General features: G+C 52.4%; 16 protein-coding genes and 1 pseudogene. 6 read left to right on the top strand and 11 right to left on the bottom strand.

The window, feature by feature from the left end; genetic code table 11:
• Positions 1 to 912 precede the first annotated feature (912 nt).
• Complete coding sequence (locus RBB82_RS20835) at positions 913 to 1,884, bottom strand: hypothetical protein (protein ID WP_433972657.1); 972 nt, start codon at positions 1,882 to 1,884, stop codon at positions 913 to 915.
• A gap of 150 nt (positions 1,885 to 2,034) precedes the next feature.
• Complete coding sequence (locus tag RBB82_RS20830) at positions 2,035 to 2,196, bottom strand: carboxypeptidase-like regulatory domain-containing protein (protein WP_433972656.1); 162 nt, start codon at positions 2,194 to 2,196, stop codon at positions 2,035 to 2,037.
• 80 nt (positions 2,197 to 2,276) lie between these two features.
• On the opposite strand from RBB82_RS20830, the pseudogene RBB82_RS20825 reads away from it, so the two are divergent.
• From RBB82_RS20825 to RBB82_RS20805, 5 genes and pseudogenes are all read left to right on the top strand, one after another.
• Positions 2,277 to 2,482, top strand: a pseudogene (locus RBB82_RS20825) (IS30 family transposase); the annotation flags it as partial.
• Positions 2,483 to 3,179: 697 nt separating this feature from the next.
• Positions 3,180 to 4,001 (top strand): hypothetical protein, encoded by an 822-nt coding sequence (locus RBB82_RS20820; RefSeq protein ID WP_433972655.1) that lies wholly within the window; start codon positions 3,180 to 3,182, stop codon positions 3,999 to 4,001.
• A gap of 113 nt (positions 4,002 to 4,114) precedes the next feature.
• On the top strand, positions 4,115 to 5,023 hold the full coding sequence (locus RBB82_RS20815) for a glycosyltransferase family 9 protein (protein ID WP_433972654.1): 909 nt from the start codon (positions 4,115 to 4,117) through the stop codon (positions 5,021 to 5,023).
• 8 nt (positions 5,024 to 5,031) lie between these two features.
• Positions 5,032 to 6,054 carry a hypothetical protein gene (locus RBB82_RS20810; RefSeq protein ID WP_433972653.1) on the top strand — a complete coding sequence of 341 codons (1,023 nt, stop codon included), beginning with the start codon at positions 5,032 to 5,034 and terminating at the stop codon, positions 6,052 to 6,054.
• Between the two features lie 9 nt (positions 6,055 to 6,063).
• Positions 6,064 to 6,765, top strand: coding sequence for a hypothetical protein (locus RBB82_RS20805; protein WP_433972652.1), 702 nt, complete (start codon positions 6,064 to 6,066; stop codon positions 6,763 to 6,765).
• A gap of 30 nt (positions 6,766 to 6,795) precedes the next feature.
• Here the strand turns inward: RBB82_RS20805 and RBB82_RS20800 are convergent, their stop codons facing one another.
• From RBB82_RS20800 to RBB82_RS20770, 7 genes are all read right to left on the bottom strand, one after another.
• On the bottom strand, positions 6,796 to 7,674 hold the full coding sequence (locus tag RBB82_RS20800) for a hypothetical protein (RefSeq protein ID WP_433972651.1): 879 nt from the start codon (positions 7,672 to 7,674) through the stop codon (positions 6,796 to 6,798).
• A complete protein-coding gene (locus tag RBB82_RS20795) occupies positions 7,671 to 8,786 on the bottom strand; it encodes a radical SAM protein (protein ID WP_433972650.1) in 1,116 nt (371 codons plus the stop codon). The genes RBB82_RS20800 and RBB82_RS20795 overlap by 4 nt, the downstream gene beginning before the upstream one ends.
• Before the next feature lie 27 nt (positions 8,787 to 8,813).
• Positions 8,814 to 9,797, bottom strand: a complete 984-nt coding sequence (locus RBB82_RS20790) for a glycosyltransferase family 9 protein (protein WP_433972649.1) — start codon at positions 9,795 to 9,797, stop codon at positions 8,814 to 8,816.
• 42 nt (positions 9,798 to 9,839) lie between these two features.
• Positions 9,840 to 10,847, bottom strand: a complete 1,008-nt coding sequence (locus RBB82_RS20785; RefSeq protein WP_433972648.1) for a glycosyltransferase family 9 protein — start codon at positions 10,845 to 10,847, stop codon at positions 9,840 to 9,842.
• Positions 10,844 to 11,269, bottom strand: coding sequence for a hypothetical protein (locus RBB82_RS20780; protein ID WP_433972647.1), 426 nt, complete (start codon positions 11,267 to 11,269; stop codon positions 10,844 to 10,846). The genes RBB82_RS20785 and RBB82_RS20780 overlap by 4 nt, the downstream gene beginning before the upstream one ends.
• A 451-nt stretch (positions 11,270 to 11,720) precedes the next feature.
• Positions 11,721 to 12,266 (bottom strand): hypothetical protein, encoded by a 546-nt coding sequence (locus tag RBB82_RS20775; RefSeq protein ID WP_433972646.1) that lies wholly within the window; start codon positions 12,264 to 12,266, stop codon positions 11,721 to 11,723.
• 109 nt (positions 12,267 to 12,375) lie between these two features.
• Positions 12,376 to 12,837: a hypothetical protein gene (locus RBB82_RS20770; RefSeq protein ID WP_433972645.1), complete on the bottom strand. Its 462-nt coding sequence runs from the start codon at positions 12,835 to 12,837 to the stop codon at positions 12,376 to 12,378.
• A 295-nt stretch (positions 12,838 to 13,132) separates the two neighbouring features.
• Between RBB82_RS20770 and RBB82_RS20765 the strand changes: the two genes are divergently transcribed.
• Positions 13,133 to 13,693, top strand: a complete 561-nt coding sequence (locus tag RBB82_RS20765; RefSeq protein WP_433972644.1) for a hypothetical protein — start codon at positions 13,133 to 13,135, stop codon at positions 13,691 to 13,693.
• A gap of 672 nt (positions 13,694 to 14,365) precedes the next feature.
• Here RBB82_RS20765 and RBB82_RS20760 read toward each other — a convergent pair.
• Positions 14,366 to 16,567: a glycosyltransferase family 4 protein gene (locus tag RBB82_RS20760; protein WP_433972643.1), complete on the bottom strand. Its 2,202-nt coding sequence runs from the start codon at positions 16,565 to 16,567 to the stop codon at positions 14,366 to 14,368.
• Positions 16,548 to 17,312, bottom strand: coding sequence for a glycosyltransferase (locus RBB82_RS20755; protein WP_433972642.1), 765 nt, complete (start codon positions 17,310 to 17,312; stop codon positions 16,548 to 16,550). Before RBB82_RS20755 ends, RBB82_RS20760 begins: the two co-directional genes overlap by 20 nt.
• Positions 17,313 to 17,423 lie beyond the last annotated feature (111 nt).

Below are 17,423 nucleotides of genomic sequence, written 5' to 3'. Positions count from 1 at the left end.
GTGGCAGAGCAAAGGTGCCCGTGAAGTAGTTGAGACGATTTGCGATTGCTGTCCCTCCGACCAGGCCGCGAGCTGCATGCTGGAAGCTAATAACATCAGCCCGGTTGCCGATGCCCGCGTTGACAGCGCCGCTCGTACGTTGTTCTTGTCCATGTTGACGAGGGAGCGTGAGTTGCCGTTGACACCTGCGAACAACAGTTGGCCAGTCGCGATGTCGTAGTTAGCCTGGTTGTTGTTCTGTTCGTACGGGTTCGTGTAGAGGTCATAACGAACGCCCAGATTCAACGTGAGACGACGGTTCATCTTCTAATCATCCTGTGCGAAGTAGCCGGTCTCGTAGTTGAAGGTCTTGAAGAAAGCTGCTGGCTACGCCGATCTCATAGTCGGTGAAGCCGCTAAGCAGCTCCGAGGTCTCGTAGCCGGTGAAACGACCGGTTCCGGGGAAGTTGACGCCGCCTGTGACAAAGGATCCTTTGGAGTCGTTGCCCTGAAGAAGTCAACTTCGCGACGGATGACGTTGGCGCCCGCCTTGAAGGTGTGGGGACCGTGGACATACGTCACAGCATCGATAAACTGATAGCTCTTCTGCGGAACCTGGTTAGGCACCACCATCACCGGTGTAGGCGATCTCGGTGCTGCCGCCGCCGATCAGCGCGCCGCCGCCCAGCAGGGGGCTGCGGTTCGCATTCACGATACCGAGGTTGGCCGATACAGGCTCGCCGTCCTGAGGATTGATGTAGCCATACTCGGGCCGGTTGTAACCGAAGTGGAACTCGTTGAGAAGGTTTGGCGTGAAGATGCGGGTGTATCCGCCCGCGACGGCGCGAGTATGATTAACGTTGTTGCCCGAAACGAAGCCCGCAGGGAGATTGGTGAAGAGGCTGGTGATGGTGTTGTTGTCCTGAACGTAGCCTAGCGGACGAACAAGGAGTCTTTGGACGAAAGGTGATAGTCGAGACGAACGTTGAAGTCGTTGTAGTTCGTATTGCTATGACGGATCACAAAGAAGTTGTTGATCACACCCGTCGAGTTGGGCAGGTTGTAGGCATTGAGGTAGTTAACGGCGGCGGGATTCAACCTAGCCGTAGGAATGACATTAGTAACTCCGCCAGCGGCAAACTGCCTACAGGTCGCGGGATCGAAGATTCCGCTATTGTCGGAGCTGCCGTTGAAGGTGGCCTGCGCAGCTGTGCCCAGCGTGCTGTACGTGTTCCCGCTCGCGGCCGTTACCGTGTTGCATCCGGTCAGACCGGCATCGGGTAGGGTGGTTGTGCCGCGCCCGAGCAGCTCTGTAAAGTTGACTTGGCGCATCAATGCTGTCGGAACCGTCTGGAATCCCTGGTCCTGTGGCTGTTTCTGACGCAGAGCCTGGTAGTCGCCGAAGATGAAAAGCTTGTCTTTCAGGATAGGACCGCCCGCAGCGAAGCCGAACTGCTTCCTCTGGAAGGCAGGAACCGGCATGGTCGGAGCAAAGTAGTTCTGGCTGGCGTCGAAGATCTGGTCGCGGAAGTAGCCGAAGACTGTTCCGTGAATCTGGTTGGTACCCGATTTGATCGACGTGTTGACGATAGCACCGCCTGCACGGCCGAATTCAGCCGGGGCGACTGCCGTGGTAACCCGAAACTCCTGGACGGAGTCGGGCGAGGGAAAGACGATGATGCCGTTGACCAGCGATTCGTTGTTGTCCACGCCGTCGAGCAGAAAGTTGTTCGCCTGTGGACGCAGGCCGTTGGCTACCACAGCACCGCCGCCGCTATCTGCGTAGCGCAGTGTCTCGACGTTACCGTTGATGCCTGACGCGTCAGATCCATAGGCGCCACGGGTCACGCCGGGGGTCAGCGTGGCCAGCTGGAGGAAGTTGCGCTGGCCGAGGGGGAGGTCCACAACCTGGCGGCCTTCGATGACCTCTCCGGTTGAAGAGGTCGAGACATCGACGATCGGGGCTGAGTCCGTGACATCGATTGTCGTGGAGGTGGCTCCCGCCGGCAGTTTGAACTCAATGCCGTCCAGCTGCTGGACCTTTAGCTCGGCCTCCTACTTCTGGGCGGCAAAACCGCTGGCAGCGGACTCAATGCGGTAGTGACCACGCACGAGTGCCGGAAAGGTGAAGCTGCCATCGCCGGCAGTCGTTCGGGACTGCGAAGTACCGGTATCGATATTGGTCATGGTAACGGTTGCTCCCGGAATAATCGCCACTAAGCGTCCGCCCAGCAGACCATAACGAAGTCAGTGAGTTTGAGCTGCGAACTGAACCATTTCGTTTCCCGGATGATCACCGCAACGTCACGCGTCATGACGGCCGTGCGGCCTATAGCGCCCACTATGCGGATAACCAGGCCTGGGGGTCGGGGCTACGACCCAAGAGGTGTCTTCTTGCCAGCAACCGCAAGTTGCGGAAGATGGTTATGAGTAAGCTGGTGTTGGACTGGTCACCGGAGCAATTTCCGGATGGCTGAAGACACAGTATCCCGGCGACGAGAGCACGGTTAGCGTTTCCTAAACCATTTGATTGAAAATTTTGCTCAGAAGAGGAATGCAGCAAACGATTCACCCCTCGGCTCATGTCGAGCCGAACTGACAAGTGGACACTTTCGAAGTCTCGATGAATGACTCGGCGATTCATCACTGAATTACCGTCAACTAGTTTTGAGAACCAACACATGTGGATCATGGAAGCAGTCTTCGTGAGGTACTGTTGTGACTGTCCGGTCGGGATCTCGTCGACGATTGCTTTACCTGTATAAAGCGAAAAGAGCTGAGTATTCGCGCCACCTTTCGAATGCTTTTATAGTGAGCTTTTGTCTACTCGGCCTTCGCGGCGACGTGGCTCAAATGACCGCTCCGCGATGGAGTCTTCATAATTCTAGGTTCAAATGAAAGAGGAGGGGATCCGTTTTCGGGATTGAATGCAAAGGGCTAACTAAGCCGGCAGAGTCTACGAGCGTCAGCCGTATGCTACCTTTTGTTCGCCGCCTGTTCTCCCTTTGAAGGGCAAAAACGCATTCGTGCTCACTGTGCCAGATTTGCCAAAGTCAACTGTGATTTTGCACGTTTCTCAATATCCACCTAAGACATAGGTAGTACCACCTAATAGGTGATCCGGACAGTTAGGGAACTTGAATCTCATCACCATGCCCTCATTGCGAGTAGAAGCTTTCTTTGATAGAGTGTGTTCTTAAATGAGGGTAGGTATCGTCGGTTACGGAGTTGTTGGCAGAGCTACCGGGCGAATGGTGTCACTGTGTGCTGATCACGAATCTGTAATCTTTGACCCCTTCATTCCAAGTTTTTCCGATTTCTCATTGCGGATGAAAATAAATACTTGCGATTTGGTTTTTTTGTGCGTGCCGACGCCTTCAAATGATCGTGGCTGCGACTTGTCAATCGTGGAAGAATGCACTTCTTGGATTAGTCGTCCCCTTGTTATCCGCTCGACAGTGATTCCCGGAACGGTTCAACGACTCTCAGTGATGACCGGGAATAGCGAAATGGCGTTCAGCCCGGAATACTTAGGTGAAAGTAGTTTTCATCCGTGGCACGAAGAAGGCGATTCCGAATTCTTGATTGTGGGTGGTCCAAGATCAGTGTTTGACCTTACGTGTGCACTCTTTGACACCTGTCTAAGTCGACCGATTCGCTACTATCACACTTCATCAAAAACGGCAGAGCTATGTAAATACATGGAAAATTGTTTCCTGGCCACCAAAGTGGCATTTGTAAATCAGTTTTTTGACATCGCTGTAGCAATGGAGGTTGACTTCGATGATCTCCGGCAACTGTGGCTAGCAGATTCTCGCGTTGGCGAATCGCATACCCAAGTAACACTAGAGCGAGGTTTTCGTGGGCGATGCCTGCCTAAGGACCTCAGCGCGTTAGTTACCGCAATGTCGTCTCTAGGTGGTACTCCATTTCTTGAAGCGGTACAGGATTACAACACACGCCTTTGCGAAGCTGCAGACATCAACCGTCGGAACGCTCTTATCTCGACATCTCGTTTGTGAGTTCTATGCGCCAGACCTCGAACCGATACACCAAAGACCAACCGCTGCCCCGGCCGTTGCGTATCCCTCAGAAGCTTGTGTTGCGTGCGAGGGTGTATCCCGGAGACTTGTTGATGCTTACTTCTGCCATTCGTGATCTACATCTAGCATATCCTGACCATTTCGTTACCGATGTTGACACCACGTGTAGGCAGATCTGGCAACATAATCCATATATCGGCCGGGTGGATAGAGCGAGGACTCATCGATATATAGATCTCGGATATCCACCTTATTCTCATGAAGAGATGCACCCGCGCCATCTTACAACGCGCTACCACGACAGTCTCGGAGAAGAACTCGGCGTCCGCATCCCGGTTACGGAAAAGCGGGGGGAAGTTTACCTCAGTGCAGAGGAAAGGGATCCCGGCTTTATAACTTCATTGAACCTCATCCGCCCATATTGGGTAATCATCGCTGGTGGCAAGTACGACACAACCACAAAATGGTGGAATCCAGCTTATTTTCAGCAGGTTGTGGACGAATTGAAAACAACAATTAACTTCGTGCAATGCGGAGCGGCCTCAGATTGGCATCTGGCATTAAAAGGAGTTAGCAATTTGGTTGGACAAACAGACATCCGGAAGCTGATTGGAGTCATTTTTCACGCTGATGGTGTACTTTGTCCCATAACGTTTGCTATGCATCTGGCCGCGGCAGTTCCGGTAGTGAATGAGAAACACAGATCATGCGTTGTTCTCGTCGGCGGCCGTGAAACGCCATCCCTGATACAGTATCCAAACCATAATCTGTTAACGGTTATTGGCCAACTTGGATGTTGCAGAAAAAAAGGTTGCTGGCGATATGTCTGTCAAGAAACTCACGTCCGCCAGAGAATAGATAGCCGGTGTGAGCTACCCATTCAGGTCAGCGAATCACTTAAGATTCCTCTGTGCATGGAGATCATCACTCCGACGCACGTTGTTGAAATGATATTGCGTAGCTACCCGGCGCACGGACCAGATTTAGTTACAATTTTATGATGGCGTCTTTGAATGCGGACAAAGAAACCGCTTCACTCAACACGCCAAAAAAGTTTGCATACACGCATCCAAAACATATTCAGGAGCTATATGAGCTTGCGGGTGGTTGTAATCTTTACGGACGCGCCGTTCGCAACGCTCGTGACTTTGCAAGTTTAGCGCAAAAAAAAGGTCTTCCGGATCTTCTCATTATTGGCAACCTCCTCGAAAGTTCGACAGAGTTGGCTGAATTCTGTTCCGAGCATGGCGTCGATCGCGTTTACGGAGAATTCGGTTGGTTTCCCCACTACACAACTGTTCATGCAGATCCCGTAGGTTACGCGTGGGAATCGTCTCTGTGCCAGACCAAGTTCCGCGGTATTACCGACAAGCAACGGTTTAGTATGTCGGCTTTTCGCAATGAGTACTTGTCAGCCCCCAGTGGCACCCTTCCCAAGGGCGTTTTCAAACCGTTCGTCTTTTGGCCTCTTCAACTTATTAGCGACCGGGTTAACAAACACGATCTGAATTTGCCAGATTGGTTTGAAGTCTTACTCTGGACTCGCCAATTGCTGCCGAAAGCATATCAATTAGTCATCAAAGATCATCCCGTACCTGACGGTATCTCGCGCACACATTTATACGATTGCCTCCCGAACACAATAATCCTCGACCGGTCAACGCCGCTCCGCCCTCTCATCGAAAACTCTCATGGCGTTATTGGCTGCAATTCCACTGTTCTCTTAGAGGCGAGATTAATGTTCCGAAAACCCACGTGGGCTTATGGGCGGAGCTGGTATAGCGGCCATCCTGATCTTGTTATTCCAGTTGTTGTGTCTGGGCATCTTCCTAAACCTGAGCTTCTCGGCAAGTACATAACGGATTCCTGGTCTCTAGACTACGGTGATTGGTTCTTGTTGCAGCTACTCTTACGCCAATACCCGACAGAAAAAGCGCGAAAAGATCCTACGATGTTTGTGCGCTGGATCAATCAAAGGTCATTCCACTCTTATGAACGTCTGGGTACCCGTACATTCGGAGCATCGATTTAGAATTGGGTCATGCTCCACTTTGACCTCCAATTCGATGACAGCGTGGGTTCGATCCGCACCATTATTGAACAAGCAGTCCGGTCGTCATGCGAGCGTGACTTCAACACGATCGAAGGAGTCTTTCCGCCGTTTGTGGCAAACCAAGCACGCAAAATAACGCTCCACGTAAGCCTCGATTGTCCTATGCGAGCGGGGCCTGAGACTGTGGGAGTCGCCACGTATCAAGACTGCTCCGAAACCATTTTTCAATGCGTTGCGCCGCGAAATGATTCGGACCTACCTCTATCTCTGCAGACGTTCTGCGCGTCTGTAGCTGCACTGGCAGTACAATTGTTCGGTTCCTCGCTTCTAAGCTGGACGAATAAGTCCTGTTTGGGGCAGAGTCTTTGTCTTTCAATTGCTCGCGATTTTTATCCCGCCGCCATAGACCTATTCGAGCCTTTGGAGCAGGCATGGTACTATGCTTCGCCGTTATATGACTACATCAATGAGGTTCCTCCAGACGCTCAAAACCTCGCCGCGAACGGGTGCGTCATGTTGTTTTTTTCTTTCCTGCGCCAAATGGGTTTTGGCTGGCACCAAATCATTCTGGCTGGTTTACCCTTCGATTCCAATCCACGGGATATTTACCGCGGTTTGACTGGCAATGTCGTTGATCCTTTCCCGCTTTTCCAACGGCAGATTTTAGGCGAGATTAGCATGTCAAAATAGTTCGGGTCCGATCAGTGGACGATCTTGTCGTTACGAATTCGTGCAAGCGCCCTTCGCCTCTGATAGGAGTTCGACGGCGTCATCCCAGTTTTTCCAACCGACGGTTCCAGGCGCTCCGTTAATCATGTGCAATAAAACGGGATGTGCAAGGCCCGACCCGCCCTTGAGAGAATAGGTGCGATCAACCGTGTAAGAAGCAGGAGACTTTCCCATTCTGGCCTGATCGCTCACATTCTGCCACGGGTCGACAATGTAGTTGAATCTGCGATCGAGCAACGCCTGATGCTGCAATCCGTGACGCCAAACAGATGCAACAAGTGTCCCTTGGTCACGAGTCCGCCAGAAGGAATCTTGAAACACCGATCGAGTAAGGTCGGTCCATGTATCAAGAAAATCTGTTGATTCAGAGTCGAAAAGAAATACTCCTCCGTTCCAATGTTGCCATTTTGAATCGAGAACCTGGATGTTGAACTTCTCAGCTATGGCTTGCGTTAAATGTTCACATTCGCCCCGCTGGCAGGCACAGCGGACTGCGTATCTACTGAAACGATCGAGTCGAGCGTGATCCGCAGCAAAAGTGACAGGCCCGGCTTTCCTACTGAATATTTCTTCACACTCGGAGCTTACTGCAATTACGTCGCTATCGATGTAGCAGTACTGCCCCGATACTTTACCAAGTACGCGATGAATGCCCGTTTTCAGGAGGATACTAGCTTGATGGTCGTCGAAATGCGGCTCGACGTAGGGCCGTAGCACTTGGTCATGGTCGATATCCGACGTGCAACGACTTGCAATGACGACAATATCGCACCGGACAAAGTGTTTCAGAAACTGCAGCGATTGATTTAGACGCGGCACCTGGGATTCACCGGCAATCACATATGCGAAAACCTTCGCTGTGCCTCTCATGTTTTACCCAGCTTGATCTCAACCCAGTCAATCATTGGCGAGCGGCCGGTAGCCCGTCGACGGATACGTTCGACCTCTCCCGCCCAGGTTGCCCGATTCTGATTCAACTGTGGTAGCAGTTGTAGAGCTTGCCGATCAAGCGAGTCAGCTATTCGTGCGAGTTCATCCTGCTTGAGCGTGTAGAGGCTAAGGTGCGAAGGTCGTCGCACCGCGTTAACGAACACGTGGCATCCCAGGCTATCTGCGAATAAGCAAAAGTCGCCGAATTCCTCCCAGTTGGGCCGCATGAGACAGTACGTTAGACCGAAACCTGTTCTCTTCTGGCGTGTGTATTCTCGGAATGCGCTCACGTTTTTCATCAGAACGTCGTATTTTGCGTTCACCCGAATGGCCTCGATCGTTTTCTTCCTATACCCGTCAAGCGAAATAGAAATGCTACACGGTATCTGCTCAAGAGTACCTTCAACCCGTTTATTGAACTGTGTGCCATTAGTGGTAATGTGACACGGCAACGTGACATCATCTTCGATCAGCATGTTCCATATCCGAAAACATTCTTTTTGGAGAAAGGGCTCGCCTCCGAGAAAACGTGCTTTTTTCAAGTGTGGCAGGTACGAACGCAGTTCTTCGAAGAATGAGTCAGAATAGGGACTAACAATTGGAGGCAGCTTTTCGCGGTGCGCCCGGATTGCTGACGATGCTTTTCCGTCGCACATAACGCACTCGAGATTGCAAGTGTTGCCTATGGAGAATTCCATCTGAAGAGGCCAAGCGGGATCCTTAGCATGCACAGGCAACGCATCCCATTTCTGCATCGACAAGTTGATGAACTCGCCAGTCGCCATCTGCCACTCGCAGTACTGGCAACCAACGGCGAAGCTGCTCTGCTCTAGTGCCCTTCTGATATCTTTTACCGCTTGCCCCTTCCATATCGCTCCAAGGGTTTCTACCGATATATTTCCTACAGGGTGCGACCAGTTGTGGCAACACACTCTGACGCTACCGTCCATACTGAAGTAAAGCGATGTATGTGGCGCGTAGCACATAGATTGAAACGCCTTCAGCTCAAAATCACGAGTGGCGTTGTAAGCGTTTAGAATTTCTGGCTCCATACCAGTCCTCTCCAAAAATCATACTTCTCACATAGACAGATGAGAGCGGACAGCCGAATCGCAGACGGCAATCTCACCAGGTTTGAGATACTTTACAACGCCTCCGTCGAAGTATCGCTCGATTGCCCTGATGACATCCGTTGAACGAATAATATGAAGACAACGCGGCAATTGTTCAACTCTGTTTACACATAGCCGATTTGGCCGATCGTACGCGGTGCCGTCTCCAGTTGCAAATGTCCGAGCCCTCCAACAACCACCCTCCGCACAGCAGCTTAGAGCGCCGACAGTATGCAGGTACTGATGATTTGGATACATTTCCCATTGCGGTGGCTCCCGACCGCCGGCAACGACAACACTCGGGCGACCATAGTGGCCCGAGGTTGTTTTCACAGCCGCTGAAAGATGCATGACGAGGTTCACTGGGCAGAGTACACCCTGTGAACGATATACCAGCCGAATGAGTTGACGCAGGTTAGTCTGCCCCGTGAGGTCGAGTACGCTCGATAGACGTGGATGACGGGTCCCGTCGCGGCCAACCTGGACGAACAACACGCGATCTTTGAAGGCGTTGATAACGTCCTGATAGCGCGCAGCGCTCCAGTGTTTTACAGTAAATGTCGAATTCCATCCCGGCGCAATTATCCAAAAGGGGATGTCCTCACCTATTTTCTCCTCAACCTGAGACATATACTCCGCTTCCTGCGGTGAGATGTGCACGTCACCGCCGTAGTGTGTAGGTCCAAACGCCGCCCCTAGTCGGTCACCCAGGCGATCGATCAATGCATGCATGAAGTGGTATGGCACAAAATTCGACCTGTAAATTAGTGGGTAGTCGCAATCGATAAATTGCACCTCAGGGTCATCGTCTCGGAGTGGCGTAATCCATGGATTGTTTAGCCAAATCCCAGGCGTACTCGTGCGCACATCTGTCAGATATCGTAGGGGGAAAGCCATGTGCAGGTCACGCACCGCCGCCGTAAGCATGAGGATGGCACCGGCCGGGAACATACACCTCAAAATTAGTTTGTGCGGCTTCACACTTGTTGCACCTCATGATTCGCATGCTCGACTGGCGGCTTGATATTGCTGTGAAGAAAGGTAAGAACAATTTCCTCCCTCAAAGTACATTTCGATTCGTCGAATAACGTCCTGTGCCGAAATCATAGCCATACACCGTGGCAGATCATTGACGACATCCACGCAAAGATTTCTCGGATCGTCATGTTCGCTGTAGTCACCAATTGGAACAGTTCTCGACTTCCAACAAGCGCTTGTCTCGCAGCACGGTAAACTGCCTACTGTATGAAGGAATTGGTGATGCGGATATGCCTCCCACCGTGTCGGTTCACGACCTCCGGCAACTACGACTGCTGCACGATTGGGCGGGCGGTCGCGCCTTACCGGAACTGCCGCTGCAAGATGCATCAGGAATGTCACTCCGCAGACAACCCCACATGAGTGATACAAAAGTCGAACTAGGTGGCGTGTGTCGGTCTTTCCGCGCAGATCGATGACGCCCCGAAGTTGAGGATGATAGTGACCTATTTCGCCAACTTGTACAAACTGAATTCTCCCTCGGAAATAGTCAATCACCTCTTGATAGCGTTTGATGTCCCACCACTTGATAGTGAAATCATATTTACCACCGGCGGCAATAATCCAAAACGGCGTGTCATCGCCGGTGAGCTCGTGTATCTGTGATGGGCTCAATGTCTCCTCTTTTGAGATATGTATGTCGCCGCCATGACGCGTGGGCTTAATTTTGAGATTCAGAATGTCATTGAGGTAGTGAATGAAGCCCCAGACGAAATGGTACGGTGTATCGTCGCTTTGATGGATCAGGGGATAGTGACAATCTATGACAGTGACGTTTGACTCTGCTTCGTTTAGTGGTGAAACGAATGGATTGTAGTCCCAAAGGCACGGTGCCGTTGTTGACACTCCAGTGAGAAACTGCCCGGGGTAACACGCGTGAAGATCGCGCACTGCTGCAGTAAGCATTACGATATCGCCGGGGCTTTGGTAGTTCTTGAGAAGTAGTTTTCGCTTTGCGGTCATGGCGATTCACCTGCGAACTCGCTCAAAATATTTTTCGGCTCCAGCCCAAAGTTCTCAGCTGCCAATTGATGGCCGTCGTGCGCCTGTGCGAGCTTGTGCCTTAGGCCACTCGTAATTGGTCTCGAACGCTGATATAGATCTGACGGTTGCAAAAGACCGCTGCGTGTTGCTCTCGCTGCAGACGTTATGAAGCCCGGCATCCTGATGCCGTTCCAGGGCGAACCGAACGGTCCGGCCATATTATCGTGTCCGTGGTTCTGAATCGGACCTAACGAGATCGGATCGCCTTCGTCGTAATCGGGATCGATTGTGACTAATACAGATGTCGCATCACTACTAGTTTCGGAACAGTCGCAGGTGACACTTGCGGATCCGGCAATTGCCAAAATTACCGCTGCCAAATCATCGTCGGCTATGCGCACAGATCCGTTAGTGCTCCTTAGCCGGCCGCGTGTGCCGGGCATACCGCCGTGAATTCCTATATACCGACGACCGTTAGCTTCAGCGATCGCAGCCTCACCAGATATCGGCTCCAGTACGATAATCCCCGCGTTTCCGTATTGGCCAGCATCAAATTGCGAGCCTCGCCCCGTGGTAACGATGCGCGCTACCCGATACCCCCCGAGCGGGGTGTCCCCATACGGGAGCGCCTGCAGCCGGCACGGATTTCCATGTTCGCTTGACGCTAAATCATTAGCTCGCCCGCAAACCAGAAAAGGTCCTGCCAGTGACCTGCCGAGGTCATCATCTACCCGGAGCACGCCACTATAGTTTCGATCCTTCGGCAGTTGTATGTTGAGTTTGGTCATGCCGGTTGGCGAAAGGTCTCCCCTTTCGTTTGAACTCACCTTAGGGTTAAGACTCGATCAGTGGCTACGGGGACAGCCGCTTAGCCAATTCTCGTTTTCGTGCAGTTCCTAATGGCGACCCGTCCAGAATCCGACGAAGCTCTGCCGAGCCCGCCCCACCTGGGGCGAAGGAATGCTTAGTGTATTGATGAAATCCCTCCAGTGCACGTTGATTCACTAATCCCAAACGATGCTGAAAATTATAGTGTTCTAATTTAGCGCGGTTCTGATTTAGCATCTCGATGTATTTCGTCCGAGCCTTCGAGTCTGGGATCGCGTTCGGATCAACGCCCGACGGATATTTAACACCTTTAGAAGTTGCCGGAGGAATGACATTAACACTAGGTACATCACTGGGATCAAAATTCGGATCCAGATATTGATCGATATGGCGAAAAAGCGTCACCCAGGCGAGCGTACCTCGCGAACGCACCTCAGGCGGAGGCGTCTGTAATGGTTCTGTCTGTTCGATTCCTTCGAGTGCTTGGACGGCGTGGCTAAGGGTTTCGAGCGAATGCGTGCGCTCAAATTCCTCCAATCTCTGTTGCGCTACCCGAATATGTTCAGCCATTGATCTCTCCTCTGAATCCATCGCCAACGCGGCGAGGACAAAAACAAAATACGTTACCACGAACATCGAAGCGCACTGGACCCGCACAGCTTTTCTTTCTCTCATTTAGTCACGGCGTCGATGTTGGATCTGCCACATGACAAGTAACGGACGCACCCGCCTTCGAGGACGCCAGCGTGATTTGATCTGCGGCAAGAGAACTGAGCTGAGGGACCGTCGCAAACCGTTTAAAAGCTCCGCTGCCTACCTTGAACTCGTACGGGATATTGAATGTTATGGAACCCGGCGCAAAAGGAGAAGACGTACCCGGATCTCCGGAGTAGATATTATCGATCGCGTTCGCTTTCGAGCCGAGCCCTGCCACTACACCATCAACGGTGAGCGTCGCTGGATGCGGGTCATGACCGACACCATTGAACGGTGCGTAAACACCGTTTGCGACCGAAGGAACATCAACTTCGCGATATTGAACGTTTTGGAACGAAACGTCCGCTGGCACGAGGTAAATTTCGGTCTGCATCCCTGAATCAGGGCGGTCCTTGGCATGACGCAGGCCGCCTTTGCGCCGCATGATGATCCCCGAAGGTTCCACCACTGTAAATGTCAGACTACATGTAGACCCGGCCGCTGTCTTCGCGTGGATCACCACAGTCCCGGCTCGATCGGCCGCTGTGAACGTGACGGAAACACCGCTCGTTCCCGACAGCGTGCCATTACCTGTCTTGGTCCAAGTAGCGCTCGTAGAGCAGGTTAGTACAACTGCTTCACCCACGCCAATTCGTGTTCTCGCTCGATTCGGCAGTGAAGTCGCAATAGTCTGCGAAGTTATGCTACAAGGCGTCGAGCTGGAGCTAGAAGAGCTTGACTTGGACGAGCTGGACTTAGAAGAGCTTGATTTAGATGAGCTTGATTTAGATGAGCTTGATTTAGACGAGCTTGATTTAGACGAGCTTGATTTGGACGAGCTGGAACTCGAGGGAGATGGACTCGGCGAGGGAGATGGACTCGGCGAGGGAGATGGACTCGGCGAGGGAGATGGACTCGGCGAGGGAGATGGACTCGGCGAGGGAGATGGGCTCGGCGAGGGAGATGGGCTCGGCGAGGGAGATGGGCTCGGCGAGGGAGATGGGCTCGGCGAGGGAGATGGGCTCGGCGAGGGAGATGGGCTCGGCGAGGGAGATGGACTCGGCGAGGGAGATGGGCTCGGCGAAGGAGATGGACTCGGCGAGGGAGATGGACTCGGCGAGGGAGATGGGCTCGGCGAAGGAGATGGACTCGGCGAAGGAGATGGACTCGGCGCGGGGGATGGACTCGGCGAGGGGGAGGGACTAGCGGATGGAGATGGGCTTCTCGACGGGGATGGACTAGTCGAGGGTGCAGGCGATGAACTCGGACTCGGTCCACTTGACGGACTGGGCGATGTGTAACCCTGATCGAGGGCCCCGATCAGCCTTTCCCGCATCGGTTGTAACGCAGGACGCCTCGGTGCTGCTTCGGCGCGGAAGCCAATTCGCATTTGCTCTTGCACTGGCAGTGAGATCGGGTCGCCTTCGTCATAATCGGGATCGATTGTGACCAATAGAGACGTCGCGTTACTACTAATTTCGGAGCACTCGCAGCTGACATCAGTGAATCCAGCAATCGCAGCAATCACTGCTGCGACATCCTCGTCCCGCATGCGTATACATCCGTTGGTGCTCCTAAGCCGATCGCGCGTGCCGGGTGTACCTCCGTGAATTCCTATGTACCAACGTCCATTAGCTTCGGCAATCGCAGCCTCGCCAGACATCGGTTCCAGCACAATAATTCCGGCCTTCCCAAACTGGCTAGCATCAAACTGCGAACCCCGCCCCGTGCTAACGATCCGCGCTACGCGATACCCCCCAAGCGGCGAGTCTCCATACGGGAGCGCCTGCAACCGACGCGGATTTCCATGTTCGCTTGAGGCTAAATCATTAGCTCGACCGCAAACGACAAAAGGTCCGGCTAGCGACCTCCCAAGGTCATCCTCTACCCGGAGCACCCCAGTATAGTTTCGATCCTTCGGCAGTTGAATTCTGAGCTTAGGCACGGAGTGTAGCTCCTCTCGTATTTTTTAATCACATCCCCAGAGCGTTCGCATACTCTTTGACCATGCGATCAATCCCGAAGTTCTCAATCACGCGTCGGCGCCCGGCCACCCCGAAAGAATGAGCCATGTCCGGGTTCCTAAGAAGAAGCGAAATCTTTTCCGCGAGACCCGTCGAGCCATTGGCATTGACAATAAAACCTGTTACTCCATCCGCTACCTGTTCAACGATGGCAGTATTAGACGTTGCCACCACCGGAAGGCGTGCGGACATTGCCTCTAGAACCGCATTTGAGCAACCCTCCACGGTCGAAGCAGTAACAAATATCCTGGCAGCATTCAGATAGGGCGACACCCGCGGCTGCAGTCCTGCAAACCAGGTATTGTGAAAAGACTGTCTCCCTGCGTGACGCGCCAACGACTCCGCATAGTTGTCATGGGCTCTTTCCGCGGCGCCTACAACTGTCAAAGAGATTTCAGGTAGTTGCTTCGCAACCTCTGCCGCGGAGTCGATAATAAGTTCTACCCTTTTTTCCGGAACCAGCCTACCGCAGGTGATAAGTCGGAACGCTTCGGCGAAGCCGGCGAACAGCGGAGTTTGCTCGTTCTCTGGAGCGCACGGTACACCGTTACGTATTACCAAGATTTTGTTGGTGGGCACGTCGTATTCTGGCGTAGGCACGCCACCGTCATACTTCGCGACGAAGCGATCGAGCCGCATAAAATACTCTCTCGTACTAAAAGCGATACGATGCTGGAAGGTTTCAGCAGCTTTCATTTGCTCGAAGATGCAAGGACCCGGGCTGACGTCAACTATTTTAGTTTTAGCGGCGCTCAGAACCTTAGTCACAAGAAGCTTGACGCAACTGTCCACATTCCAAAAACAAAGCGTCCCAGCATCACATCCATGCATACTCTCTAGTACTCGTTCTACACAATCCACTACGCCTACGGGAGCCTTAAACTGAATCATCTGAATCGAAGCTTTCTTCAGCTCTTCAAACAGGAAGTCGTTGAGCGTTCGCCCCAAGACACACAAGACCACTCGACTCTTATCCGGAAGCCGAGTTAACAATCTCACAAGTGAGTGTGTTGCCCCTCCGTTATTGAGGCTGTCTGTTACAAACAATACGCGCTCGCCATCGGCGGGAGTGCTGTAGAGCGCGAGTTGTCGCCACAATCTTGGAATCAGCGATGAGTACGCAGGTTTACGAAGTGGTGGCGTGCGGCGATGCCGGACAGATCTAAGTGCTTCCACATAGTCCTGAATATCGCCGACATCGTCAACGACTGCAGAATTAGAGCCGAGACTCTCCTTATTTCCCCCAACATCCGCTGTGACAATCGGGCAGCCAGACTGCTGAGCCTCGAGCATGGCTATACTCAACCCTTCAAAAATACTCGTATTGAGAAACGCATCAAACGCAGCATAGAAAGGTTTAACATCGTCGACAGATCCCACAACGATCAGATCCTGCGATACTCCAAGATCCTGCGCAAGCCTGCAGGTCGCCTCGTATGTTCTCCCTCCATACCCATACGAATGGTCCCACGATCCCACAATCAAGAGGCGGGCCGGTCCAAGTCGCCGAAGACGCTCGAGGACTCTAACGGCGCGTGGGTACGCTTTCTGGGCCTTGAAATTCCCAACCATTCCCACCACGAACTCCCGCTCACCTATACCATATTCTGTTCTAATACGTCGCCTATCTTGCTGCATGTCGCCCGAGTTAAACCATTGCTGGAGCTCATGTCGTACGACGACGATTGGTTTGGGACACTGCGCCTCGCGAAGCTCATGCGCCACGGCCAATGAAGTGGCAGCCACAAAAGGAACAAGGGGGTGAGCGAACACTACGGGATCGTCTTGCCAACCTTGGAAGGTATTATGAATGACTGGGACGGTGCGCAATCCCTGATGCCATAGAATTTCTAGTTCATGCGACCGAATTAAATGTGTAATGAGAAGGTTCTGTCCCGAATCAAGTACTCGCTCAACGACCCTTTTCAGGGCATGCTCCCGGTCGCCGTCGCTGGGTGGAGCAATTAGCTTCAATTCTCGGGTAGGGGGTAACTGATAACACGGATGTGCCGCATACAACAAAAATAAATTTGCGGAAAAGCCATCGCCGTCAAGTGACGTTAACGTCTCGCATACAATCCGCTCGGCCCCGCCTCGGGCCAAGCTAGCTAATAAAAGATGAACCGGAATGTTAGAGGCTATATTGTTCATACAGCTTGCTCAATGTGCTACCTGGCTTCGGATTGTCTTTATCTGGAACGTCGGTAACTACTTTTTTCCCACGATAGTAGCCCCCACTCACAGTTAAGGTTCGCCAGAATTCATTTATCCAGTGAATTACGTACAGCTCACTGGGAATAGGTGAGTCATTTTCTACAAACTGTCTCACTCCATCGAACCACATGTCAGCGTTACAAATATCGGAACGAATGTAGCGGTCTAGCCCGAGTTCCACAACCGTATCCGAAAGAGCCCGGTTGCCAAAGTGCCAGCCTGAATTCAGTTGTCTCCGGGAACGCTCGAACGTTAGCCGCATTACTCGACTTTTAGGTGGGCATTTCATTAAATTCCCTACGACTCCGACCCTGTGCGACCGAAATACATACGGCTCAGAAAATTCAAGCGGCTTCAGACAAGTTATGTCCATATCCGTCCAATAGCCACCCTCGTGATACAGCAACTTGTACCGAAACAAATCAGAAAAGTTCGCGAAGCTTCCTTTGCCCACACCCGTTTCTTGATCGTTTGCGACCGATCGGAATACTGTTTCCCGTGGCAAAATTTTTGCAGCATCACAGAGTACTACGCCCCTGGGAAGTGGCGTTACCAAGTCGGAGTAGGTCCACAATCGGAATTCATGGCCCTGAGCAATGAAGGACGAAATCGTCAGCAACTCAAGCTTCGACAGTTTGTTGCCTATCCAGAGCGCGTGTACGGTCCGATTGCCTTCTTTCATTTGGAGCAGTCAGATCTAGGGGTACCATTTTATTTCGGATCGAATCATTTTGTCAATAAATTTCGCTCGCCCCTGATATAGCAGACTTTCAGCAGAGCTACCCAAGCCCAA

It is taken from the genome of Tunturiibacter lichenicola (assembly GCF_051013355.1).
In the GTDB taxonomy this organism is placed as follows: domain Bacteria; phylum Acidobacteriota; class Terriglobia; order Terriglobales; family Acidobacteriaceae; genus Edaphobacter; species Edaphobacter lichenicola_F.
This window is presented reverse-complemented; position numbering and strand designations above follow the sequence as displayed.